This window comes from Methylosinus sp. LW3 (genome assembly GCF_000527115.1).
In the GTDB taxonomy this organism is placed as follows: domain Bacteria; phylum Pseudomonadota; class Alphaproteobacteria; order Rhizobiales; family Beijerinckiaceae; genus Methylosinus.
Map to the genome: position 1 here is coordinate 276,155 of NZ_AZUO01000003.1, position 23,336 is coordinate 299,490.

Annotated in this window: 23 protein-coding genes; 10 read left to right on the plus strand and 13 right to left on the minus strand. The window is 64.2% G+C overall.

Annotated elements, in window-relative coordinates; all coding sequences use genetic code 11:
* Window position 1: 1 nt before the first annotated feature.
* Window positions 2-682 carry a hypothetical protein gene (locus tag METLW3_RS0122760; protein WP_024882048.1) on the minus strand — a complete coding sequence of 227 codons (681 nt, stop codon included), beginning with the start codon at window positions 680-682 and terminating at the stop codon, window positions 2-4.
* Between the two features lie 373 nt (window positions 683-1,055).
* A complete protein-coding gene (locus tag METLW3_RS0122765; protein ID WP_024882049.1) occupies window positions 1,056-3,119 on the minus strand; it encodes an ATP-dependent helicase in 2,064 nt (687 codons plus the stop codon).
* 244 nt (window positions 3,120-3,363) lie between these two features.
* On the opposite strand from METLW3_RS0122765, the gene METLW3_RS0122770 reads away from it, so the two are divergent.
* The 3 genes from METLW3_RS0122770 to METLW3_RS0122780 are packed head-to-tail and all read left to right on the plus strand — an operon-like array spanning window position 3,364 to window position 8,757.
* On the plus strand, window positions 3,364-4,116 hold the full coding sequence (locus METLW3_RS0122770; RefSeq protein ID WP_024882050.1) for an ImuA family protein: 753 nt from the start codon (window positions 3,364-3,366) through the stop codon (window positions 4,114-4,116).
* Window positions 4,031-5,554, plus strand: coding sequence for a DNA polymerase Y family protein (locus METLW3_RS0122775; RefSeq protein ID WP_024882051.1), 1,524 nt, complete (start codon window positions 4,031-4,033; stop codon window positions 5,552-5,554). The genes METLW3_RS0122770 and METLW3_RS0122775 overlap by 86 nt, the downstream gene beginning before the upstream one ends.
* Window positions 5,551-8,757: an error-prone DNA polymerase gene (locus tag METLW3_RS0122780; protein WP_024882052.1), complete on the plus strand. Its 3,207-nt coding sequence runs from the start codon at window positions 5,551-5,553 to the stop codon at window positions 8,755-8,757. The genes METLW3_RS0122775 and METLW3_RS0122780 overlap by 4 nt, the downstream gene beginning before the upstream one ends.
* Before the next feature lie 160 nt (window positions 8,758-8,917).
* Here the strand turns inward: METLW3_RS0122780 and METLW3_RS27160 are convergent, their stop codons facing one another.
* Entirely contained in the window at window positions 8,918-9,886 is a 969-nt protein-coding gene (locus METLW3_RS27160) for a Rha family transcriptional regulator (RefSeq protein WP_024882053.1), read from the minus strand.
* Window positions 9,887-10,449: 563 nt separating this feature from the next.
* Here METLW3_RS27160 and METLW3_RS28945 point away from each other — a divergent pair.
* From METLW3_RS28945 to METLW3_RS0122805, 3 genes are all read left to right on the plus strand, one after another.
* On the plus strand, window positions 10,450-11,136 hold the full coding sequence (locus tag METLW3_RS28945) for a hypothetical protein (RefSeq protein WP_198022872.1): 687 nt from the start codon (window positions 10,450-10,452) through the stop codon (window positions 11,134-11,136).
* A gap of 104 nt (window positions 11,137-11,240) precedes the next feature.
* The gene (locus tag METLW3_RS27165) at window positions 11,241-12,074 is read left to right on the plus strand and encodes a hypothetical protein (RefSeq protein WP_157516666.1); all 834 of its coding nucleotides are present in this window, start codon (window positions 11,241-11,243) and stop codon (window positions 12,072-12,074) included.
* A gap of 2 nt (window positions 12,075-12,076) precedes the next feature.
* Window positions 12,077-12,766: a hypothetical protein gene (locus METLW3_RS0122805; RefSeq protein WP_157516667.1), complete on the plus strand. Its 690-nt coding sequence runs from the start codon at window positions 12,077-12,079 to the stop codon at window positions 12,764-12,766.
* A gap of 97 nt (window positions 12,767-12,863) precedes the next feature.
* Here METLW3_RS0122805 and METLW3_RS27170 read toward each other — a convergent pair whose 3' ends face one another.
* The 7 genes from METLW3_RS27170 to METLW3_RS28560 all read right to left on the minus strand — a co-directional run bounded on the left by METLW3_RS27170 (window position 12,864) and on the right by METLW3_RS28560 (window position 17,087).
* Window positions 12,864-13,313 carry a DUF4326 domain-containing protein gene (locus tag METLW3_RS27170; protein WP_024882057.1) on the minus strand — a complete coding sequence of 150 codons (450 nt, stop codon included), beginning with the start codon at window positions 13,311-13,313 and terminating at the stop codon, window positions 12,864-12,866.
* A gap of 50 nt (window positions 13,314-13,363) precedes the next feature.
* Window positions 13,364-13,543, minus strand: a complete 180-nt coding sequence (locus METLW3_RS0122815) for a hypothetical protein (RefSeq protein WP_024882058.1) — start codon at window positions 13,541-13,543, stop codon at window positions 13,364-13,366.
* 36 nt (window positions 13,544-13,579) lie between these two features.
* Window positions 13,580-13,798, minus strand: a complete 219-nt coding sequence (locus tag METLW3_RS26360; RefSeq protein ID WP_036310145.1) for a hypothetical protein — start codon at window positions 13,796-13,798, stop codon at window positions 13,580-13,582.
* An 82-nt stretch (window positions 13,799-13,880) separates the two neighbouring features.
* On the minus strand, window positions 13,881-14,330 hold the full coding sequence (locus METLW3_RS0122825) for a hypothetical protein (RefSeq protein ID WP_157516668.1): 450 nt from the start codon (window positions 14,328-14,330) through the stop codon (window positions 13,881-13,883).
* A gap of 63 nt (window positions 14,331-14,393) precedes the next feature.
* Entirely contained in the window at window positions 14,394-14,972 is a 579-nt protein-coding gene (locus tag METLW3_RS0122830; protein WP_024882060.1) for a hypothetical protein, read from the minus strand.
* Between the two features lie 1,202 nt (window positions 14,973-16,174).
* Window positions 16,175-16,729, minus strand: coding sequence for a coiled-coil domain-containing protein (locus METLW3_RS27175; protein WP_198022874.1), 555 nt, complete (start codon window positions 16,727-16,729; stop codon window positions 16,175-16,177).
* The gene (locus tag METLW3_RS28560; RefSeq protein ID WP_024882062.1) at window positions 16,713-17,087 is read right to left on the minus strand and encodes a hypothetical protein; all 375 of its coding nucleotides are present in this window, start codon (window positions 17,085-17,087) and stop codon (window positions 16,713-16,715) included. The genes METLW3_RS27175 and METLW3_RS28560 overlap by 17 nt, the downstream gene beginning before the upstream one ends.
* Window positions 17,088-17,491: 404 nt before the next feature.
* On the opposite strand from METLW3_RS28560, the gene METLW3_RS0122850 reads away from it, so the two are divergent.
* The 3 genes from METLW3_RS0122850 (at window position 17,492) to METLW3_RS0122860 (ending at window position 19,799) form a co-directional block, all read left to right on the plus strand.
* Window positions 17,492-18,796 carry a MobA/MobL family protein gene (locus METLW3_RS0122850; RefSeq protein WP_198022875.1) on the plus strand — a complete coding sequence of 435 codons (1,305 nt, stop codon included), beginning with the start codon at window positions 17,492-17,494 and terminating at the stop codon, window positions 18,794-18,796.
* Window positions 18,797-18,874: 78 nt separating this feature from the next.
* Window positions 18,875-19,132: a hypothetical protein gene (locus tag METLW3_RS0122855; RefSeq protein ID WP_024882064.1), complete on the plus strand. Its 258-nt coding sequence runs from the start codon at window positions 18,875-18,877 to the stop codon at window positions 19,130-19,132.
* Window positions 19,133-19,217: 85 nt separating this feature from the next.
* On the plus strand, window positions 19,218-19,799 hold the full coding sequence (locus METLW3_RS0122860; RefSeq protein WP_024882065.1) for a hypothetical protein: 582 nt from the start codon (window positions 19,218-19,220) through the stop codon (window positions 19,797-19,799).
* A 73-nt stretch (window positions 19,800-19,872) separates the two neighbouring features.
* Here METLW3_RS0122860 and METLW3_RS26370 read toward each other — a convergent pair whose 3' ends face one another.
* Entirely contained in the window at window positions 19,873-20,295 is a 423-nt protein-coding gene (locus tag METLW3_RS26370) for a single-stranded DNA-binding protein (protein ID WP_024882066.1), read from the minus strand.
* 537 nt (window positions 20,296-20,832) lie between these two features.
* Here METLW3_RS26370 and METLW3_RS29320 point away from each other — a divergent pair.
* Window positions 20,833-21,516 carry a BPSL0067 family protein gene (locus tag METLW3_RS29320; RefSeq protein ID WP_157096282.1) on the plus strand — a complete coding sequence of 228 codons (684 nt, stop codon included), beginning with the start codon at window positions 20,833-20,835 and terminating at the stop codon, window positions 21,514-21,516.
* A 915-nt stretch (window positions 21,517-22,431) separates the two neighbouring features.
* Here METLW3_RS29320 and METLW3_RS0122885 read toward each other — a convergent pair.
* Complete coding sequence (locus METLW3_RS0122885; RefSeq protein WP_024882070.1) at window positions 22,432-22,839, minus strand: hypothetical protein; 408 nt, start codon at window positions 22,837-22,839, stop codon at window positions 22,432-22,434.
* Window positions 22,840-22,882: 43 nt separating this feature from the next.
* Window positions 22,883-23,131: a hypothetical protein gene (locus METLW3_RS0122890; RefSeq protein WP_024882071.1), complete on the minus strand. Its 249-nt coding sequence runs from the start codon at window positions 23,129-23,131 to the stop codon at window positions 22,883-22,885.
* Window positions 23,132-23,336 lie beyond the last annotated feature (205 nt).

A 23,336-nucleotide genomic window follows, 5' to 3' on the forward strand; every position in this document is an offset into this window, starting at 1 on the left:
TTCAAGCGAACGCTGGAATGGGCGCAGGTGCCGGGTTTGGCAACCGACCGCCCTTTAAAATGAGCGCGAGAATAATCGCTAAGATTGCGATCAACAATGCGAGCGCTATTTTCTCAAGATCGCCCTCAACGCAGATGTCATAGACGATCAATGCAGGGGAAACCCGCTTGAAATGGAAAAAAACCTCTAGATTGAAGCCTAGCGGCACCCCTTTAAAAATCTGAATCTTTTCATCCGGAGTCCATTTGACGCCCTTCCTGTATGGCAAGTCTAGTGAACTATAGAGAGTCGAAATAAATGTCAGCTTTATCGCCCCGGCCGACAAGCCAGAGGGTGAGTTCGGTTTGATCTCGTAAAATTCAGCGCGCGAAGGCTTCTTGCTACGCGGTGGTTCGTGAGTCATCAGGTCCGGGATTTTGAACAGCGATGCGGCGCTCAAGATAAGGACTTGTTTAATCGAGATGTCATCATGCAGCTTCAAATAAAGAATCAAAAGGTTTGTGTTTCCAATCCCGATTGAGATGTCCTGAAAATCTTCTTGTGTCGGGCTGCCTGGGAAAAAGCCCTTCGTTCGTCGGCGGACGTGGTCCAAAAACCGCTGCCCGATCACGGTTTCTGCAATCAATCCAAACGCACTATCCATGGGGGCTGGGAGAATTACACTGACAGGGATACAGGCCATGAGCGCCTCGCATTCGAATTTCGCCTAGATGAATGCCAAAATTGTTACACAGAATGGCTCGACAGGCGGTCTCTGGCAATCCCCTGGATCACCGCCGCCTCATATCCGACTGGAGTTCCATGAGCTAATTAGGAGTGGTGGCTCCAAACCCCTGGGCGATGGCTACTTTTCAGCCTAAGCTGGCACGTCGCACAGGTTCTGGTCATCGAAGGGCTGCGCAAAGCTCTTTTAGTTGAATGGCAGTTATGGGTCAAAGACAGACGTATTCTGGCTCCCTTCGTGCTGTGTCATTCCCTGAACCGAACTTCATTCAGGAGCGGGTGGCGCGCCGCATAGACCACGCATTTCACCTTCGGCTTCGTCGGTTCATCATTCATCCCCACATCCCCCGCATCTTCGCCCGCACATCGACCCGCAGCCCACCCCCGATGAGACGCTCGCCCACCGCTGACGCGGCCGGCCAGCTCGCGCAGTCGAAATGCCGCAGCAGCTCCGCGGGAATGAAACGCGTGCGCGCGGCGTAGACGTGCCGGTCGCCCTGCGCCGGCTGGCCATGAGTGAAAAATCGCTGCGGCGTCACCAGGCGCAGGCTGTCCTTCGCCCGCGTCATCGCGACATAGAGCAGCCGGCGCTCCTCCTCTATCTCCGCCGCCGTTCCCGTCGCGAGATCGGAGGGGATGCAGCCGTCGACGGCGTTCAGCACGAAGACCGACTTCCACTCCTGCCCTTTGGCGGAATGGATCGTCGAGAGGATGAGATAATCCTCGTCGCGCAGCGGCGGACCGGCCTCGTCGCTGGTCGCATCCGGCGGGTCGAGCGTCAGCTCGGTGAGAAAGCGCTCCCGCGAGGGATAGCAGGCGGCGATCTGCTCGAGCTGGACGAGATCGGCGAGGCGGCACGGCGCGTCCTCGTGCAGGCGCTCGAGATGCGGCTCATACCAGCGGCGCGCCGCTTCCATTTCCGCCGGCCAGCCCTCTCTCGCATGGAGCAATTGCAGCGTCGCGACGAGGCCGCGCCACTCCTCGCCGGCGCGCGGCGGCGTCGGCGCCTCGGCGAGGCTGGCGAGCGGGTCCGGGCGCTCGATGAGGAAGTCGAGAATCTTCTGCGCGGAGGAGGGGCCGACGCCGGGCAGGATTTGGAGAATGCGAAAGCCGGCGACGCGATCGCGCGGGTTCTGCGCGAAGCGCAGCAAAGCGAGCACATCTTTCACATGGGCGCTGTCGAGGAATTTCAGTCCGCCGAATTTCACGAAGGGAATGTTGCGGCGGGCGAGCTCCAGCTCCAACATGGCGCTGTGATGCGAGGCGCGGAACAGCGCCGCCTGCTGCTTCAGCGTCATGCCGGCTTCGCGCGCCTCCAGCACGCGCTCGGCGATGAAACGCGCCTGATCGCTCTCATCGCGCACGGTGACGAGCTGCGGGCGCTCCGAGGAGCGGCGCTCTGTCCAGAGGTTCTTGGCGTAGCGCTCGGCGGCGAGCGAGATCACTGCATTGGCCGCGGCGAGGATCGGCTCGGTCGAGCGATAATTGCGGTCGAGCGTGACGATTTCCGCGGGCGGCGCGAAGCTCTTCGGAAATTCCAGAATGTTGCGCACAGTGGCGGCGCGGAAGGAGTAGATGGATTGCGCATCGTCGCCGACGACGGTGAGCCCCTGGCCCTTCGGCTTCAAGGCGAGCAGGATGGAGGCCTGGAGGCGATTGGTGTCCTGATATTCGTCGACGAGAATGTGATCGAAGCGGCCGCCGATCTCCTCTGCGAGGGCTTCGTCCTGCATCATCTGCGCCCAATAGAGCAGGAGATCGTCGTAATCGAGCACATTCTGCACCTGCTTCGCCTCGACATAGGCGCCGAACAATCGGCGCAGCTCGTCATGCCAGCGGGCGCACCAAGGGAAGGCGCCGAGCAGCGCCTGCTCGAGCGGGATTTCGGCGTTCACGGCGCGGGAGTAGATCGAAAGGCATGTGCCTTTGGCAGGGAAGCGGCTCTCGGTCTTCGAGAATCCGAGCTCGTGGCGGATGAGATTCATCAGATCGGCGGAGTCTTCGCGATCATGGATGGTGAAGGCGGGATCGAGGCCGATGGCGCCGGCATATTCGTGCAGCAGCCTGGCGCCGATCGCGTGAAACGTGCCGGCCCAGGCGAGCACGTCGCCGCCGCCTTTGGCGCCCAGCGCCTCGGCGCAAATGCGTTCGACCCGCCGCGTCATCTCGGCGGCGGCGCGGCGGGAGAAGGTCATCAGCAACATGCGCTGCGGATCGGCTCCCCGGACGATGAGATGCGCGACCCGATGGGCGAGCGTGTTCGTCTTTCCGGAGCCTGCGCCCGCGATGATGAGCAGCGGGCCGCCGGCGGAGGCCGACGAGCCGTCAGCAAGGCCGTGCTCGACGGCGCGGCGCTGTTCGGCGTTGAGCTTTTCGAGATAGGCGACGGCGGTCATGGGCGAATCGGCAGGGTGAGCGGGCCAGCGGACTGAACCATGATTCTTGTTTTGTTCGCAATGGCGGCGTATCACGAAAATCGAAGCTGCGGCGCCTCGAAATTGCTCGAGGCGCCACGAAGCGTTCGCGCGGCCTTCCTCGCAGAGAAATATCCGCAACCCCGTCCTCTTGACTCCCGACCTCGAAGGGGAGAACATTTAGGGAACATGACGTTGAACCCACACCCAGAGGTCGAGAAGGCGATTGCGGCACGAGCCCGCCATAGAGTCGTTGCGCGCGCAGATCGAGAAGATCGAAGGCCGAGCCCGGCGCGTCAAATCGGTCCTTCCGTTCGGAATCGCCGACATCGACGCGCGTCTTCCGGGCGGTGGTCTCCCCCTCGGCGCGCTCCATGAGGTCGCTGGCGGCGGCAATGGCGCCGTGGACGGCGCGGCCGCGGCGCTGTTCGCCGCCGGGATCGCGACCCGCACGAAAGGCAAGGTTCTCTGGGTCATCACGCGATCCGACCTCTTCGCCCCGGCGCTGGCGCAGGCGGGCTTAGCGCCCGATCGCGTGATCTATGTCGAGGCCGGCAACGACAAGACAGTGCTCGCATGTGTCGAGGAAGGCTTGCGGCACGGCGGTCTCGGCGCGGTCGTCGGAGAAGTCGCGCGTCTCGACATGACCGCGTCCCGGCGTCTCCAGCTCTGCGCCGAGGGAAGCGGCTCGATCGGGCTCGCGTTGCGGCGCTGGCGCCGGCAATCCGAAGCCGTCGACTTCGGTCAGCCGACTGCCGCGGCGACCCGATGGCGCGTCTCGGTCATGCCCTCGGCGGCTCTGCCGGTCCCCGGCGTCGGCCGCCACCGTTGGCTCCTGGAGCTGATCCGCGTCCGCGCCGGTGAAAGCGCGGATTTCGAGGTGGAGGCGTGTGATGGTTCGGGTCGTCTCGCTGTTCCTGCCGAGCTGGCCCACAGACCGGCTTCGACGGCAGGCGGGCGGCGCGGCGCCGCCGGCTGAGACGCCGCTCGTCCTGATCGGTCACGACGGGAGGAGGCAGGTGGTGCAGGCTGCGGACGCGGCAGCCGTGGCCTCGGGCGCGCGCGTCGGAATGCCGGCCGCCAAGGCGCGGATTCTCGTGCAGGGCCTCGTCGTTCGAGATCACGACCCCGCGGCAGACGCCCAGGGTCTCGACCGTCTCGCACTGTGGGCGCTCCGACGCTACGCGCCTATCGTCGCGGCCGATCCCCCGGACGGCTTGGTGATCGACTCCACCGGCGCCGATCATCTTCACGGCGGCGAAGAGACCATGCTCGCCGGCCTGATCGACAGGCTTTCATCGTCCGGCGTGCGTGCGCGTGCTGCGATCGCCGACAGCTGGGGCGCGGCGCACGCCTTGGCTCGCTACGCCGCGCGGCCCGTGCTGATCGCGCCGCTCGGTCATTGCGGTTCCGTGCTGACGGGCCTTCCGCTCACCGCGCTTCGCCTGCCTGCCGACATGGTCGCCGCGCTCCATGTTCTCGGCTTCGAGCGGATCGGCGATCTCCTCGCGCAACCGCGCGCGCCGCTCACTCTGCGTTTCGGGCCGCAGCTCGGCCGCCGCATCGATCAGGCCCTCGGAATTCTCAGCGAGCCGATCGAGCCGATCCGACCGGGCGAGCTGATCGAGGTGAAGCGCAATTTCGCGGAGCCTATCGGCGCGGCCGAGACCATCGCCCGCCATATCGGCGAGCTGGTCGTCCAGCTCTGCGCCGGGCTGGAGGCCGAGGGGCTGGGGGCCAAACGTCTCGACCTCATTTGTCACCGGGTCGACGATCGCCTGCAGGCGGTCCGTGTCGGCGTCGCCATGCCGGGGCGCGACGTGAAGCGTCTCACGCGACTGCTGACCGACAAGATCGAGACGATCGAGCCCGGCTTCGGCATCGAAACCCTCAGCCTCACCGCGACACTGGCCGAGCCGCTCGCGGAAAAGCAGACCCTGACCGCAATGGTCGAGGACGGAGCGCCGGACGTGTCCGATCTCGTCGATACCCTCGTCAACCGCGTCGGTGAGCAGCGCCTCTACCGAGCTGCGCCGGTCGCCACCGAGACGCCCGAGCGCTCAGTGTGCCGAATTCCGCCCATGGCGCCGGACACCGGCGAGACATGGCAGGGGCGCTGGCCTCGGCCATCGCGGCTGTTGCCGTCGCCCGAGCCGATCGAGACAATGGCCGCGCTGCCGGATCATCCGCCGGTCGCCTTCACCTGGCGCGGCGTCCGGCGGCGCGTCCGCCGGGCCGACGGACCCGAGCGCATCCGCGGCGAATGGTGGCGGCGCGATGCCGAGCTGACCGCCGTGCGTGACTATTTCCGCGTCGAGGATGACGCCGGCGAACGCTATTGGATCTTCCGCTCTGGAGATGGAGAGAATCCAAACAGCGGCTCGCAGCGCTGGTTCCTTCACGGAGTGTTCGGATGAGCGGCCCATTCCGCTACGCCGAGCTGCAGGTCACGTCGCATTTTTCGTTTCTGCGCGGCGCGTCATCCTGCGATGAGCTTTTCGCCCAGGCGGCGCTTCAGGGCGTCGAAGCGGTCGCCGTGGTCGACCGCAACTCGCTGGCCGGCGTCGTACGCGCATTCGAGGCCGCCAAGGCGACCGGCGTGCGCCTGATCGTCGGCTGTCGCCTCGATCTCATGGACGGCATGTCGGTGCTGGTCTATCCGACCGACCGCGCCGCCTATGGCCGGCTCTGCCGACTGCTGTCGCTCGGCAAGAAGCGCGGCGGCAAGGCGAAATGCATCCTCGAATGGGCCGATCTCGTCGCCTACGGCGATGGCCTGATCGGCGTCCTCGTTCCCGACGAGGCCGATGAGACCTGCGGCCTGCGATTGCGCCGGCTGCGCGACGCCTTCGGCGACCGCGCCTATCTCGCACTGACGCTTCGTCGACGCCCCAATGACCAGCTTCGGATCCACGAGCTGTCGACCATGGCCACGCGGATGCGCGTGCCGAGCGTCGTCACCAATGACGTGCTCTATCACGCGCCCGACCGGCGCATGCTGCAGGACGTTGTGACCTGCATCCGGCACGGCGTCACCATCGACGAGCTCGGCGATCGGCGCGAGCACGGCGACCGCTACATGAAGCCGCCCGAGGAAATGCGCCGGCTGTTCCCGCGCAATCCCGAGGCGGTCGCGCGCACGATCGAGATCGCCGCGCGTTGCCGCTTCGACCTCGCGGAGCTTTCCTACCAATATCCGGAGGAGCGCGACGATCCGACGCTCACCCCGCAGGAGACGCTGGAAAAGCTTGTCCGGGAAGGCGCGGAAACGCGCTATCCCGAAGGCGTGCCGGAGAGCGTCCGGGCGTCCCTGCGGCACGAGCTGGGCCTGATCGAGAAGCTTCGATACGCGCCGTATTTCCTCACAGTGAACAGCATCGTCCGCTTCGCCCGCTCCCGGGATATCCTCTGCCAGGGCCGTGGGTCGGCCGCCAATTCCGCCGTCTGCTACGTGCTCGGCGTCACCTCGATCGATCCCGGCCGCAACGACCTCCTGTTCGAGAGGTTCGTCAGCGAGGAGCGCCGCGAGCCGCCGGATATCGATGTCGATTTCGAGCACGAACGGCGCGAGATCGTCATGCAGTGGGTGTTCGACACCTATGGCCGCGACCGCGCGGCGCTTTGCTCGACCGTCATCCGCTATCGCGCCAAGGGCGCGATGCGCGACGTCGGCAAGGCGCTCGGCCTCACGCAGGATATCGTCGAGACGCTGTCGAGCCGTGTCTGGGAACGATCGGAGGGCGCCGAGGACTTACATGTCGGCGCCCTCGGCGACCGGCGCTTGCGCCTGGCGCTCGACCTCGCGCGTCAGCTCATGGGGACGCCCCGCCATCTGTCACAGCATCCCGGCGGATTCGTGCTCACCCAGGACAGGCTCGACGAGCTGGTCCCGATCGAGCCGGCCGCGATGGACGCGCGGCAAGTGATCGAATGGGACAAGGACGACATCGACGCCTTGAAGTTCATGAAGGTCGACGTGCTGGCGCTGGGGATGCTGAGCTGCATGAAGCGCGGACTCGACATGCTCGCCGATCACAAGGGAATCCATCTCGATCTCGCCGCCATCCCGGCCGAGGACCCGCGGACCTATGCGATGATCCGGCGCGCCGACACGCTCGGAACCTTTCAGATCGAATCCCGCGCGCAGATGTCGATGTTGCCGCGGCTGAAGCCTCGGACCTTCTACGATCTCGTCGTGCAGGTCGCGATCGTCAGGCCGGGACCGATCCAGGGCGACATGGTCCACCCCTACCTGCGCCGCCGGGAAGGGCTGGAGCCCGTCGTCTTCCCGAAGCCGGAGCTCGAAAAAGTTCTCGGCAAGACCTTGGGCGTCCCGCTCTTTCAGGAACAGGCCATGCGCGTGGCGATCGAATGCGCCGGCTTCACGCCCGGCGAAGCCGACATGCTGCGCAAATCCATGGCCACGTTCAAATTCACCGGCGGCGTCTCCGGATTCAAGCAGAAGCTGATCGAAGGGATGGTCGACCGCGGCTATGAGCGCGACTTCGCCGAGCAGACCTTTCGTCAGCTCGAAGGCTTCGGTTCTTACGGGTTTCCGGAATCGCACGCGGCCTCTTTTGCACTCATCGCCTATGCCAGCGCCTGGCTGAAATGCTGGCATCCGGATGTGTTCTGCGCGGCGTTGCTGAACGCTCAGCCCATGGGCTTCTATGCGCCGGCCCAAATTGTCAGGGACGCGGTCGCGCATGGAGTCGACGTGCGGCCGGTCTGCGTCAACGCCTCGCGCTGGGATTGCGCGCTGGAGCCCACCGCGGACGACAGCCGTTTCGCCGTGCGCCTCGGCCTGCGCATGGTCAGGGGTCTCGCCAACACCCATGGCGGCGCCATCGTCGCTGCGCGCGCCGACCGGCCCTTCGCCTCGGTCGACGATCTCTGGCGCCGCGCTGGCGTGCCCTCCGCCGCTCTGGTTCATCTCGCCGAAGCCGACGCCTTCCGTCCGGCCCTGGGGCTCGCCCGCCGCGAGGCGCTATGGGCGATCAAGGCGCTGCGGGACGAGCCGCTTCCTCTCTTCGCCGCCGCCTCCGCGCGGGAAGCGGAATTCGTGCCCGAGGTGAACGAGCCCGTCGTGACATTGCGGCCGATGACGGCGGGCGGCGAGGTCGTCGAGGACTACGGCCATGTCGGACTGACGTTGAGGGCGCACCCGCTCAGCTTCCTGCGCGAGGATCTCCGGCGCCGGCGCATCGTCACCTGCGCCGAGTTCATGGCGGCGCGCGACGGCCGCTGGCTGGAGGCCGCCGGCATCGTCCTCGTCCGCCAGCGTCCGGGCAGCGCCAAAGGGGTCATGTTCGTCACCTTGGAGGACGAGACTGGCATCGCCAATCTCGTGATCTGGGCGAAGGTGCTCGAGGCAAACCGGCGCGCCATCCTGTCGGCCGGCATGATGGCGGCGTACGGCCGCGTCCAGCGCGAGGGCGACGTCGTTCATCTGGTCGCGCAGCGCATTACGGACCTCTCGGCCGACCTTGCCAGCGTGGGCAGTCGGGATGAGACGTTTCCTCTCCCACATGGCCGTGGCGACCAGCTCCGTAGCCGCGGCTCCGGTCTTCCCGAATTGCCCAGGGAATCGATAAGGGTGAGAAGCCGGGATTTCCACTAATCGAAACTTGTACATCCGGCGGCTGCGTCGAAAACCGATCGACGCAACCGCCAGTGCGAACGTGCTGGCGCGGATACGAAGTTGGCCGGCGCCGAGACGATGGAAAGCAGGGCGAACTGCTCGCCCATTTGGTTCCGTCACGTGATCTTTTTTCTAAAGATCAATGTCTTTGGCCCGGCAAGCCGACGGTGAGCTGCTGGTCCGCGGCTTGAGCGGCGATAAGGATCACCCGTTCGAAATTATGGAACGCCGGTGTTTCCGCGAGCCCTGCTCCCAGAGAGACCTTCTCTCGAAAGGACCGGAAGTAGCTTTCGAGCGTCTTGATCTGATAGCACAGGGCGACGGCGTCGTTTTGGGCAGCGACATCGTAAGGAAAGAGGCCGCCGGGACCGGCGGGCCATGCCGTGTTGAGCTGGCGGCGGTCGAAAGCGAGCGCATAGAGAGCCGCCTCCGTGATTGCCTGGCGCTCTGTCGGCCCACCGCCGAAATCGACGGTGACGAACCCTTTCGCAAGCGGGGGAAGACGTTCCAGCGCGGGCTCCTTATTGCGGATCCCGAGCGCCTCGCAGGATTCTTCCGCAAGCAGCGGGAATCGCTTGTCGCCGGTGTAGGGGATATTTCCGATGAACAGGATCTTGAGCAGGTAGTCCGGGCTGATGAAGTCGCCGGAGTAGATATCCTTGAAGCGCCGGCGGCAGTGCTCGGCGAATTCCAGCGGCGCCGACTCGGGCTCCTCGGAGTCGTCGGGTCGCCGGAGGCCGAGCTCGGTCTCCAGCGCGTTGAACGCGTCGATATATTTGATTTTCCACTCCAACGCTTCATCCCCTGTGAAGCCGAAGGCGAGAAGTGCGAAGCCGTCGCGGGTCATCGCGAAGGAGCGAATGGCGCGGTCCGCGACCGTTGGATGAGGGTGAGATATCTCCATAAACCATTGTTTCTGCGCATCCCTCAATTTTGAGGACTGGAGCAACCCGTCGATATCGCGCAGGACGTTGTCATGGCGTTTGCCGAACACATCGGCGACCTGGCGGCTGTCGGCGAGGACTCTTCCCTCGGCGACCGAGACGAGGATTTCGACGGGCAGGTTCTGCGCGGGAGCGCCGGCGTCGTGGCTTTGATGATCTGACATTTTCCACCTCGCATTGAAATCACGGCTGTTTTCGAACAGCCGTGCTGCGCCAGGGGCTTTGCCCGGGCGCCACGAGAATCAGCTTGCGAGTGATGTGTGCGAATATGAAGCGCCGTGCCGACCGGAAATTCGCGCCGAAAAAAATTTATCGGACCGCGCCGCGCGCGCCGAATTCCACGCCGGCGGCCCCTCAAATTCAACTTTTGCGTATTTTACTGCGCGTCAGCGCGCCTTGCGTGTGATGTTCGCCGGTTCGGCTCTGAGCGCCCCGGAGGGGCGTCCGGCACCAACGGTGCAATGGTCCGTAATGGTTGTTTTTGAGTGTCGCGACGTTGACTCCTGACTGACGCGGGATTGTCGCGAGATTGCTGTTGCGCCCCGGCGCGCAAGCAAGACTGGGACCAGAATAAGAGGACGCGCCAAAAAAAGATAGTGACGGGCCGAATTTCAAATTGGGGTTCGCGCACCTTCCGACTTTCATCGCGAGACGAGAGCCGCGGCGAACGGCGCCCTGGGCCTGCCGGGGCGGCGGCCTGTGGCCGCAGGAGCGCGAGGAATGGGCGATGACAGAGCGCAAAAAATCGCTGATCGAACTGAAAGCCTATAGCCGACACGGCGACATCTACCGATGGCTGCGGGAAAATTACGACCGCGTCGAGCCAGAGATCGTCGGATTGAAGCGGACTTGGGATTCGATCGCCGCGGACATCGGTCGAGAAGGCGTTCAAGGGCTGCGAGGCAAGACGCCTTACGGAAATTCGGTGCGACGAATCTGGCCGCGCGTCTGCCGCGACGTCAACGCGGAACGCGAACGACAGGCTGCCGAGGCTCGCGAACGCGAATCGAGATCTGAGCAGAGGCGAAGCTACCCGTCACGACAACCGGCGGACTTGCGGCCGCTGATGGCGACGAATGGCGCGGGGAACTCGGTCGCGAGCAGCCCGAGGGGCCGGGGCGTGCTCGCTCTGCCGAAAGCGGGCGCGCCCGGCGTTCGCGAGGGGCTGGTGCGACATCCGATCGAGCCCCAGCGGGCGGTGCAGCAACGTGTCGCGGCCGAGGCGGACATTCGCGCACGCATGAGCGAGATCGGGGAGGACGGGCGTCTGACGCCGCGCGCGATCGAACTGACAATGGCGTGGAGCGGGATGCAGGCGCGCCGAGCGGACAAGTGGACGGGCTTAGCGCAGGGACTGCTCGTCCTCGACGACGAGGTGCTTCTGGTCGAGTTCGAAACGGCGAGGCAGCCATGACGAAGGGACAAAAAAATCCGAGTTCATATTCGCGCACGGTCGGCCGACGTTTGCGGCGTCGGCGCGGCCAAGACGGCGGCGGTCGAGAAGCGGAGGCTATAACCATGGCAAAGGTCGAAAACCAAATCGAAGACACGGGAACCGCGGTCACTGGCGCGCCGAAGGCGAGCGAAGGCGCCGCGCTTCCCGTGCTGATCATGATGCTGGGCCGGGGTCGAGTCGGGAAGACGGCGACGGCGACGACGCTCATTCAATACTATCGGTCGGCGGGCGGACAGTTGCAGGTCTGGAATGCGGACCAGCAAAACGAGACGCACAGCCTGTCGCGTTTTCATATGGACGCGCTCGAGCCACGCCCGGGGAGCACCTTCGAGGACCGAAAGCGCTGGCTGGAGGATCGGATTCAGGATCAGAGTCGGGGACGATTTCACGCCTTGATCGACTTTCCCGGCGGGGATTCGACCGTGCTGAAGCTGGCGCAGGAGACGCGTCTCGTTCGATTGCTGAAACGCATGGGCATTCGGCCGGTGGCGGTTCATGTCGTCGGACCGGAGAAGGCCGATCTCGATTATCTGCGGCATATGGCGGCGGCCGATGTGTTCATGCCCGAGGCGACGCTCATCGTTTTGAACGCGGGGCTCGTCCAGTCGGGTCAGTCGATCGCTCAGTCGTTTGCGGAGATCATGACGGATAGCGTCGTTCGGGACGCGGTTTCGAAGGGCGCGGTGGTGATCACCATGCCAGCGCTTCCGTGCATGTCGGAGATCATGGATCTGGGGATCTCATTCCGCGACGCTGCGGATGGGAGGTTCGAGGGCGACGAGGAGCTGCTGTCGCTGTTCGATCGGGCTCGGACGGAGATTTTCTTGGAGGAGGAGCTTCCCGAGGCGTTGAGCGGGATTCCGCTCGCGTGGACTCCCGCGGCGAAGGAGGCATGATCATGTTGGATCACAGCAATCGGTCGGGAGGCGCACAGGCGTCCGAGGCGGCGACGATCACGGAGCCGCTCGAAGGAGCGATCCGCGAGGTCGAGCAGGCGGCTCACGGCTGGGGCGTTCGGACGAACCATCCAGAGGGCCGGTTCATCGCGGTGTTCATGGCGGCGCTGCGGTCGCTCGGGTCACTCGTTTCGGGATCGGTGGCCGAAATGCGGGAGATCGTTCGTGGCGCGCAGAGCGCGACGGATGCGGAGATCGCGCGGCTTCGTGAGGCGAACCGAATGGCGGCTCTGGCGATCCGGCAGGCGGAAGTTGTTCAGGAGACGATCGTCAGCAATGTCTGCAAGGACCTGGTGAAGAATCTGACGAGCGAATCGCAGCAATGGCTGGTTCTGGCGGAGAACAATATCCACCGTCGTCGCACGCGCATTTTCGCGATGAAGATGAGCGGGGCGGCGTTGGCGCTGCTGAGTGTGAGCTTCTGGTCCGGCTATCAGATTCGGGTCTTGCAGGACGAGCCGGCGCTGCAATCGCTGGCACGCTGCGCGAAGACGCCGATGCGGGTGGCGATACAGGGTCAGCCGACGGGCGACTGGGTGTGCAAGCTGGAGACGCTGGCTCCGCGGGAGTGGCGCGATTTGCCGGACGAGCTGAAGCGTCGATGGCTGACGTGGTGGCCGTTTTCGGGCTGAGGACGAGAAGGCTATCGAACGCGAAACGAATGAAGGGCGGGCGCGATCGTCGCGTCCGCCCTTCACCTTTTGGAGCGGCGCGCTTCGCCGGCGCGGTTCAATCGCAAGTGAAGGCGAGCAATTTCTCGATACGGTCTTTGATGAGATCGCCATGGCAGGGCTTGTCGAGCGGAGCGCCGTGACACCAGCACATGAGGATGAGGCGCTCGCCGGCGCGCACGCGCTCGGCGAGCTTTTCGGTCGCGGCGGACATCGGCCCGCCGCGCGCGAGGTCGGCGTCGAATTTCTTTTTGTAGAGCGCGATGACTTCTGCGCGACGGGCGTCGTCGCGATGATTTTGGAGAATGAAGGGATTGCCGAGGATCGGATTGCATCTGTCGATATCGACGACGGCTTCGCCAGGGCGCGGCTTGGCGGCGGCGCCCTTGCGCTTGTTGCCGAGGCGGACGCTCCCCGAAGGGGCGCTCTCTCGGATTTGGTCGCGTGCGGCGGCCGCGTGGGAGGCGTCTCGATCGGGGAAGGCTCGGCGGGAATCGAAGGCGTTCATTCGCGTGTCTCCGGTCAGGGTAGCGAATCCGAAGCGCCGAGAGCGCTCGGTTATTCGGGATCGGGGGGCTTCAGTTTGGCGCGGCGATAGGAGGCCTTACCTTTTTTCGGCGCGACGATTTTGGGGCGAGCGTCGAGAGCGATCTCGGCGCCGGCGTTGGCGGCGCGTCGGCGCAGGGCGCGGGCGGCCTGGTTGATCGGGCGGGCGATGGGCCGGCGGGAGAGAGGCATAGCGATTACTTTCGTGGTGGCGAGGCGAGCGGCGAGCTACCATTCGCCATAGAGTTCGCCGTCCTCGAGGCGCCAGACGTCCCATTCGAATGCGGTCTCCGACCCGTCGCTATAGAAGGCGCGGCCGGTGACTTTCATCGCCGATCCGTCTTCGACCGAGGCGACGACGTCGTCGATTTCGACGCGGAGGGAATTTTTGTATGGAGCCATGACGCGGGCGACATAGGCTTTTGCGGATTCGGCGGGGACCGGCATGGGTCGCTCTCCTCGTCAGGGCGGATCAATCAATATAGGGAAACGGTGTCGCGGAAGCCTCGCGGCTCCCGCTCGCCGTGCATCAAGCGCCGAAGGCGTCGATTTCGGCCTGGGGAGATTTGCGCTCGACGGGCTCGGCGCGGTCGGCGGCTTTCACGAACTGGGCGATAAAGGCGAAGCTCGTTCCCGAATTGCCATTGAACGGCTTCCAATAGCCGCGCAGGTCGAGCGTTGCGCCGATCGCATATCCGGCGACGATCGTGTCGAATTCGTCGCGGCTCATGTGATCGGGGGCGTACCAGACGGCGCGGGCCTCGCGGCCGTTCGGCTTGTCGCCGTAGAAATGGATGGCGCGGTCGCCGGCGATGGTGAAGCGGGCGTCGGGGTGATCGGTGAGGGTGACGCGGAGGGCGTCGCGGGAACGCAGGAGGCGACGGGTGTGGTCGGCGGCGATGGCGTCGGCGCGGCGGCGCTCTTCCTGCTCGCGCTGCTCGGCTGCGTTCGGACGGCGGAGCTTGGTGAAGTCGAACATGTCGTTCTCCATCGAGATCACGAGAGAGCGAGGCGGGGACCTTTCGATCCCCGCCGCTCGGGCTCAGCCGAAGGCTCCCAATTCAGCGGCGGCGGACTTGCGTTCGACACTTTCGGTCTCGCTGGGGGCGACGTAGGGCTTCCAATCTTCGCCGGTGATTTGGAGATAGGCCTCGACGGCTCCCTCGGCGGCGGCGAGAAGGGCGTAGGTCTGGATGGCGAGATCGGCGGCGAACTGGCGAGCGCGCTGGGCCTTGGACTCGAAGCCGGCGGGGGCGTCGCGATCCTCGTCGCGGGCTTCGTTGGCGAGCTTGGCGGTGAGGGTGCGGGCCTCGGTCACCTTTTCGGAGTAGAAGCGTCCGGCTCCCTGGGCGGAAGCGACGTAGGTTCCGACGATGCGCTGAAAGTGCATCTTGGTGGCGGTCTCGTTGAGCGCCTCGTCGAAGGCGGTCCAGGTCTTGCGGAGCAGCGTGTCGTGGGCCTCGCGGATCCCGGAGAAGTCGGGCACGGAGAGGGCGAAGGCTGCGGCGACGTTCGTCGCGATCGCGTCGTCGGGGCAGAGGAGGCGCGCGCTCTCGAGCGAGATCGGGGGACGAGCGGGCTTATTGCGTTTCGCAGCGGACGTTTGGGGACGCTTGGTCATGATCGTGATCCTGATTTTCTGGGCCGGGGGTTTCGCCGGCCCGATGCCGGTTTGTTCCCCTCGGTGCGGTCCCTGAAAGCCTGGCCTAGAGAGCGGGCCTGCACCCGCGTCCGGCGCCCATCGGGCGGCGGCGCGGGCCGTAGCAAAGCGGAGGACGGCGAGACGCCGACTTTTTTGCCTCGCGATGCAAAGATGTCCGGGGCAAAGAAAAGAGATCCGGCGCTTGCGCCGGTCAAAAAATGAACTGCCCCGGCATCGGCGGAAAAAAGTCGGGGGCCGCCGTTGCGGGGCCGGTCGGCCAGGCTTAGGGACGCAACAAAACCGAGGGGGCAAACCGACGTATCGGGCCTGCCGAGCGAAACGCCCCCAGAGAAATCATGCGATCGTCGAGACCGAGCGTGTTTCCCCGAACTCCGCGACAGCGAGATGCATCCCGCCGACCTTCGATCGACCGGAGCGAGCCGACGACTGCCGACGCGCGCGACGAACCGTCGATTGCAGCGGCCTCGCCCTCGATTCCCCGACGACCGCCCGCGGCCCATGACACGCTCTGCAACCGGACCGCCCACGGCGCTCGACGACTCCGCCGACCCAGCACATCAGCGCATCGGACGGACCGAGGCGCGCACTGCCGGGGGCCAGCTTTCTCGGTGACAGCGACGAGGACTCCGATCCCGACAGCGCGCTCGCCATCGACAGCGACGAGGTCGCGCCCGCCGTGCGAGCGACCATGGGCCAGCGCTCGACGTCGCGCCGAGCCACGCAGGGCTACGCCTGCCGCCGGCCGGGGGGTCGTCTCGCCGATCGCAGCGGCGGGATTGGCCGCCCACGACGCCGCGAGATCACGGCGAGCGCAAATCCGACGCGCTTCCGAAGGGGCGCCCGGCCCGAACGGCGGGATCGAAAGATTCCTGCGTCACCGCACGCCGCCCCTTTGACAACGACACTGAGCGCGCCACAGAGAGCGGCGAAGTGCGGCGAAGCCCGGTGTCGGCTGGGGAAGAGTTTCTTTTCTATGCGCGGGAGCGCGCTGGGAAGAAACAGCGGTCTTCATGCTCTCGAGAGGCTAAGGAATATTCGCGTGTCGGACCGGCTCCTGCGAAAGCGATCGTGACCGGAACGGCCGAGACGTCGCTTGCGACGGCTCGGTGAGCGCCGCGCGCGGCGCGAGTAGAGCGCGGTTCCGATTTATCGGAATTCGCCTATTGGTGGATAATCGGGGCGGCCGGAATGAATCTCGTGAGGGCGGCCACGGCTCCGACGATGGTTCCGACGAGGACGAGGGTCTGAAATCCGATTGCGCCGATGACCCATTTGAGGGTGTTGGCGTTTGTCTCGGTGATTTTCCGATCGAGGCCTTCGATTTTCAGCTCGAGGCGATGCTCCACGCCGTCGATTTTCTGATCGAGGCGACGCTCTGTGGCTTCGAGGTCGGACTTCAATTCGCCGATCTTGAGCTCGAGGCGGTGCTCGACGCCGTCGATTTTCTGGTCGAGCTTATGTCCGGTAGCCTCGATTTTCTGATCGAACTTATGGCTGGCGGCCTCGACATCGGCTTTGGTCGCGGCCTGAGTGTCAACCAATTCAGCGAGCGCCGAGACTTGCTCGACGGAGAAGCCAGAGGCCTGGAGTTTGAGAATTGCTGCAGCGCTCATGGTGTAAATCCTATCATGGACGGAGAGATAGAAGAAGGGGGCGGCGAGACGAGGACGCGGCGTATTTGCCCGGGATTTCGGGGGGTCATCCCCAGCCGACATGGGTCGCTCCGGCTTCCTTGCTTTGTTGGACGAGGATGGCAAGCTCATGGAGCCGTCGATTGAGGTAGCCCTCAGAGCGACCGCAATCGATAACTATGAGCTGGCCGGGCATTTCGTCGACCGTCACGGGAATTTCCGCGGAAGGGCGTCCGGTGGATTTCCGTAAAGCAGCGGTGAGACGGCCGAGGAAAGCGGCAATGGGTTGTGGGGGCGCGGACCACAGGTCTTCGAATCCTAAGATGGAGAGAAGATCGAAAGCGTTCGCGTTGGAAAGTTCGAAAGTCCCGTTCTCGGCTCCGGCGAGGACGTACCGTTCGGCAACGGCGTCGAAGACGTAGGGATAAAAGCTGACGGTCATGATGGGCTCCCGCGGTTGAGGAGAGAGCTTGTCGAAGATCGAAGCGTCTCCTGTTTCGTTCGGGACTATTCCTCGAACACTTTCCCGCTGAGCCGCCGTCGGGGCGCGGGGGCAAGGGGCGCGCTTTGCGCGCCTCGACTTGCCCTTGCGGCCGCGCCCCGATGGTGGCAATCGAGTTTTCCCCTTTCTTCTTCAGGCGATTACGGCATTTTGTGCTCGGCGATTGTTCGCGGCGTAGCGCGCGGACGACCGGCCGCAGCAGGAGTCGCGGTCGGCCGCGCCAATCGGCCGAGTTCGAATTTCGATTTTCTCGCGTCGAGATTCGCGCCGATTTCGCGGAGCCTCTCGGACGCGCGTCGGAATTTCCGGCACGGGCTGGAGCGACGCGCGACGAGGAATTCGAAATGGCGATACATTTTCTGAACGTCGGCTCGGTTCGGCGGTCCGAAGGGCGCAGTGTGATTTCGGCGGCGGCGTATTGCTCGCGATCGAGGCTGAAGGACGCGAAGACACTTCGCGAGGTGGACTTTTCCGCCGTGAGCGACCTCATTCATTCGGAGATCTTGCTGCCTCTCGGCGCAGATGCTCGGTGGGCTGAGCGAGAGATCCTCTGGAACGAAGTCGAAGCAGTCGAGACGCGCAGCAATGCGCAGCTCGCGCTAGAAATCGAGGCGGCGCTGCCCGAAGCTCTTCCTGCTGGCGACGAGGTGGGGCTCTGCAGGGAATTCGTGACGCCGCTCTTCGTCGAGCGCGGACGGGTGGTGGACGTGAACCTGCATCGGGCGGAAGGCGCCGATGGACATACGCGCGTGTATCTTCATGCCCTGTTGTCGATGCGCGAGATCGGGTCGGATGGTTTCGGGAAGAAGCTGGACGATTGGCATGGGCCGAAGCTCCTCATGCAATGGCGCGAGCGCTGGGCGATGCTCTCGAACAAATATCTTCTCGCCGCGGGCCGCGATCGGTTGATCCGGGCGGGCGCGGACGCGGCGCGCGGCCGAGAGCTCGAACCACTTTTCGACGACGCCGAAAGCGAGCGCCTGGCGGAGAACTATGAAATCGCGTGGCGCAATGGCGAGCGACTGCTCGGTGAACCCGAGCTGGCGCTGCGTGCATTGACGCGCGCGGGCGCGACATTCACGTACGGCGAAATGATCGCGTTCGTGAGCAGAAACACAGCCGGAAAAGAGCAGTTCGACACGGCGCTGGCGCGCGTGGAATGTTCGATCGGGCTGGTCCGGCTCGCGGACGGCGAAAGTTTCAGCACGCGCAGCCTCGCCGCGACAGTGCAATGCGCATCCGACGAAAGCAGAGTCGCCGCCGCGGCTTCGGGCGGCGTCGACACGACGGAGACGGGCAGGACGTTCGCGGAGGCAATCTCGCAATGGGAGCGAGCGGGACTGCGGCTCCGCGGAGTAGGCTTGACATATGAGACGGCGAAGGCGTTCGAGAAGAAGTCGGGCATCAAGAGCGTCGGGGTCCACGGGCTGCTGGGCCGATGGAAGAAGAAGCAGGATCGGCTGGCGGCGACGGACGTGCTGGTCGTGAATGACGCCCAAGGCTTGAGCGCACGCCAGAAGGAATGGATGTTGCGGGCGACGCGCGCAGCGCGGTCGAAGCTGGCGTTGGTCGATGGGGCGCGCGTGCTCGAAATCGACGGCGGTGCGACCGGCTTGAGCCCGGAAGAAATGACGGCCGTGAGCGGTTGACGCCAAGGCCCGCCGCCGCACATGTTTCGAACGAAAGCGAATTTCAGAACAACAATAAGCAATTGGAGCGAATTATTCATGAGCGCCCGAATTAAGCTGACTGATATCGATCGCCCTCGGGAGCCGTTGGAGGTCGAGGTGGTGGAATCGAACACGCAGATCATGATGGTTGCCGTTCCGGGCACGGTCATGAAATTCGAGTTGCGGCGGTCGCGCGACGGCGCCGCTTTCGAAGGGGCGATCGGCGGGCGGTATTTCCGCTGCGATCCGAGCGCGTCCACGACGAGCGAGAGTGCGAGCGCGGCGACGAAGGGAAGAAAAGTCGCATCGACGTGACTTTTCATCTTATTATCAATGTGTTGCCGTTGTATTCCGACGCCGCGTCTGGTTTGATGAGACGATCCGCAACAGGAGAGTGGCCATGCGCATCGAATTGACGCCCGGCATGACGAACGTCGTGCGCTTTCCGATCGAGCGGCGCGCAAAGCCGTCGATGGAGCTCGTGCGCGATATCGCGCCGGATTCGCGAGAAGTCTCCTTGGTGATCGAGTCGTTCGGATTCGACGACGACATCGATGGCATTCGCGACGCGGCCGACCAGGACATGGCGGATGACATCGCGCAGAAGGGGGCTCGCCTGTCGAGCACGCAGCGACAGGCGGAGCTGGACCGGCTGCTGCAGCCGATCGTCGAACGCGCGGTGTCGCTGTGCCGTGATGCGCACGACGCGTCACTGGCGGCGGTGAAGGCGCAACGCCAGGTGGTCGAGGCGCAGTCGGAAGGTGGCTATTGGCTGACCCCGCTCAGCGAGCAGGCGTCGGCGCGGACCTTCTACGCCGCGCGCCTGCTGGTCGACGCGCATGTGGCGTGTCAGCGCGCTGCGGGCGCGTCGCGCGCGATCGAGATCGCGAAGCGCGGCGAGACCTGGGCGCGGTTCGACTTGCACGCGGAAGCGCATGCGTTGTGCGCCGACGAACTCGCGGCGAGGACGTCCGGCGGCTGATGCCTTCCCGGTTTACCGCGCTCCGAAATAGGGACGAGGGGAGGCGTCGAGGGCCTCCCCTCCGGCCAATCGATCAGTAGGGAATGGCGTCATCCGGGCCAGGAGATGCGCTCCTTTGCCGGCGCCCGTAGGAGTCGTCCCGCGCATCGGCGTCGCGGTGCTCGCCGTCGCGATTGTCGGCGGCCTGCGCGAGGCGCGAGAAATCGTTGCAGATGAGATCAACGGTGAAGACACGCTCGCCATCATCGCGTTCATAGTTGTTCTGCCGGACGCGGCCGCGCGCGTGCACGAGATCGCCCTTGCCGATATATTTTTCGATGTAACGTGTGGTTACGGTAGAGAAGACGACGACCTCGTTCCAGTGCGGGTCGTCCCTCCACTCTCCGCCCTCGTCTTTGTAGGAGTAGTTCGACGCGATGGTGACGTGCGTGGTGGAGCCGACCTTCTTGACCGCGCCGACGCGTCCGATGAGCTGAAACTCTGCTATGTTTTTCATGTCTTTTCTCCGAGCGGGGCCGCAGCCCGTTGCACGGCGTTCACGAACAGCCGGAAAGGCGATCTGGAGCCTCCGGCCGAAAGGCCGGAGGTCGAGCGATAGCGCTGAGCTCCGGGCGCCGTTGAATTTTGATGCGCGAGGAATGCCCGCGCTCGGGAGCCCGCCGTAGAGCGGGCGGCAGCGGACAGGGGAAAATTCTGCGGCGCCTGGAGCCGAAGGACTCGCAGGCGGCTGTAGAACGCCGGCGTGCAATCGGGATTTGCGGTTTCTCGCTCGACTTCGATTCTTCATTCTTCCTTCTTCGAAATTCCTCGCTCGCCTCGCATCGCACAGCGCCGGAAGCGACGGTGACGCTGCGCGCGCCCGCATGAGCAGCGGCCGGTCTCCCCGGCCGGAAGCCCGTCGCGATGAGGGATTAGCCAAAGGCGCGGCGACGACATGGCCAAAAGATCCGCGATGATGATTTCGCGGTTGACAGGAATTTCACATTCGCGCCGATGGGAGCAATGTTGAGAGCCTTCTGAAAAAGGAGGTCTCATGTTGCGCAAAATGAATATGTCCCCTCCGGACGCCGGCGGCGGAGGGCATGGCGGAGGACGAGGACAGCTCGTCGTCTCATGTCGATTGATTGCGGTGGCTCTCGCCGCGGGCGCGGGGTGCGCGTTGTGGGGGCCGACGCCGGGGATAGCCGACCCGACCCCTGTCGTCGAACGCGGATTGCCCGCCACGGTGATTCCGACGTACCGCGAGAAAGGCGCGCCGAATTTCAGCTATCCGACCGGTGGAACGGATACGGGTGGCGGGAACGGAGGAGGAGGAAATGGCGGAGGCGGCGGCTACAATGGCGACGGCGGAATTGGCGCGGGCACGATCGCAACCGACTACAGTCAATACAATGGCCAGAGCGTCGGAAGTGGGCAATGCGTCGCGCTGGCGCAGGCGACATCCGACGTCGGCCTGACGTCGACCTGGGTTCCGGGCGAACGTGTTGAGGGCGCTAGCGACATTGCAACGGGAACTGTGATCGCGACTTTTGGCGATGACGGGACATACACGAACACGCCGGGCCAGAGCCACACGGCGATTTACCTCGGTCAGAACGATCAGGGCATACAGGTAATGGACCAATGGTTGAATCAGCCGGCCCATTACAGGACGATATATTGGACAGGGAACAATCAATATGAAGCGGGAGATAAATTTTATGTCGTATCGCACTAAGGCGCTCACCATACTGATGCTGATGGTTCCTTCGGCGGCCTTCGCCGTCGAACCTTGCAAGAATAACCTATCGGGGATCACGATCATTTCGGGACTAGCGGACCCGCCGGGGACACTCACGCCGGACACAGAATCGCTGACGCCTGACGGCTCTTTGAAGGAGCAAGGATGGCACAATCTCAAAAAGGCGCATCAACCGCTAAAACTCGTGTGCCGATATAAGGATGGAACGCGCGAAACTTTTGTCTTCAAAAGTCCGATTGATCGATGCGTGTACACTCCTGGGCGCGTGGTGTGCAAATAGCGGCGAGCGCCGACATCGAACTGTGAATGAGGATCGGGTGCGACTCAGGCATTCGATCCTCCATTTATATCCGCGCACAGCGAGCTCACGGTTGCGATGCGGTCGATAGTGGTGTCGCCGTATGCAGGTCCGGAGGCCATCATGAATAAGGAATCGTCGTCAGATATTTATCCCAGTGGAAGCTGGATTTCGAAATCCGTCGCGGCCTTCCTCACAGGCGCTCTGTCGATAGCAGTCGGGGCTGGCGCGCTGGGCGCGGCCGTCGCCAGCATTGTCGTGTTGGTGCTGGACGGTCCGACAGCGATCCGAGGGCGCATGGTCGATGCGTCCTTCATTCATCCCGTCTCGGGCGTCAGCGATGACTTGGCGCGTCTATTCGAAAGAACCGCGAGCGAGCGAAGCGAGATTTCGGATTCGCGAACTTTCACCTCGAATCTGTCGCGACGAGAGCGGATGGCGCCACACTCGCCTTTTCAGACCGACGAATGAACTCAGGGGACGATTTGGCGCTCGCAAACAGCAAAAGCTCCGAGGGAATCCATTGTCGACACATTTCGGCGCCCTCTGCTTCACATGTGCGTCGAGAGCCAGAGCGCTCCGCGACGGCCTCGTTATGCTGCGACAGATCGAAGCGGCAACTTGCGACCGGCGAGCCGAGGAAGAGTCGGATATTCCGCCGCGTCTTTGCACATGCCGAGATCGTCGTGGAGGATCAATGTGCGGACGGCGATCTTGCGGATGCGCCCATCGCGAAGGGAGCGCACGAGGGCGAGATCGGAACGTCCGCTCACATAGACGTCCTCCCATTTGCCTGCGGCGGCGCTGCGACGGGAAGCGGCGACGACGCCATTCAAAAACGCGAGGACAATGCAGGGATTGCGGCGAATAGGCGCCCCGCGAAATCGATCACGCCAATAGCCGTCGTTCTGCAAATAGTAGATGGATCCGACGGCGATGACGCCGACGCCCTTCGGATTGTCGCCACCCTGGCGGCGTTGAGCATAATATTGCCGTATCATAGCGCAGCTCCCTAGTTAGGGCATCCCGTGGGAAGGCTTCATGTCAGTCCGCCCAAGCGCCGACATGAAGAACGGAACCGTCTTTGGAGGCGACACGAATACCGACGCCGCATTCGATTTCTGTTTTCGAGTGATCGATTTCGAAGGGCCAATCTTTCTGGATCAGCCTCATGGCGTATTCGACGGTCATGTCTCGGCCGTCTTCGCGGTCGAATGCGAATTGGGCCAGATGCGCGATGCTGGTGGCGCTGCCGAAAATTTCCGTGCTGACGTCGACCTGCGTCCTGGCCATGTTCACGCCTCCGGGAATCGGCCTCCGAAAAGATGGGACGGCGACGTTCGTGTCGTCGCGGTGAGAGGGAAAGGACCGCGGCACTGGCCCTCGAGTTCGCGTCGTCGGGCAGTGCGCGTCGCGCATGACACTGCCGCATCAGGCGCCACCGTCTTCGAAATCCACCTCTGAAGGCGGCTGTGCTCGCGAGGCGGGAGTCTCGAGG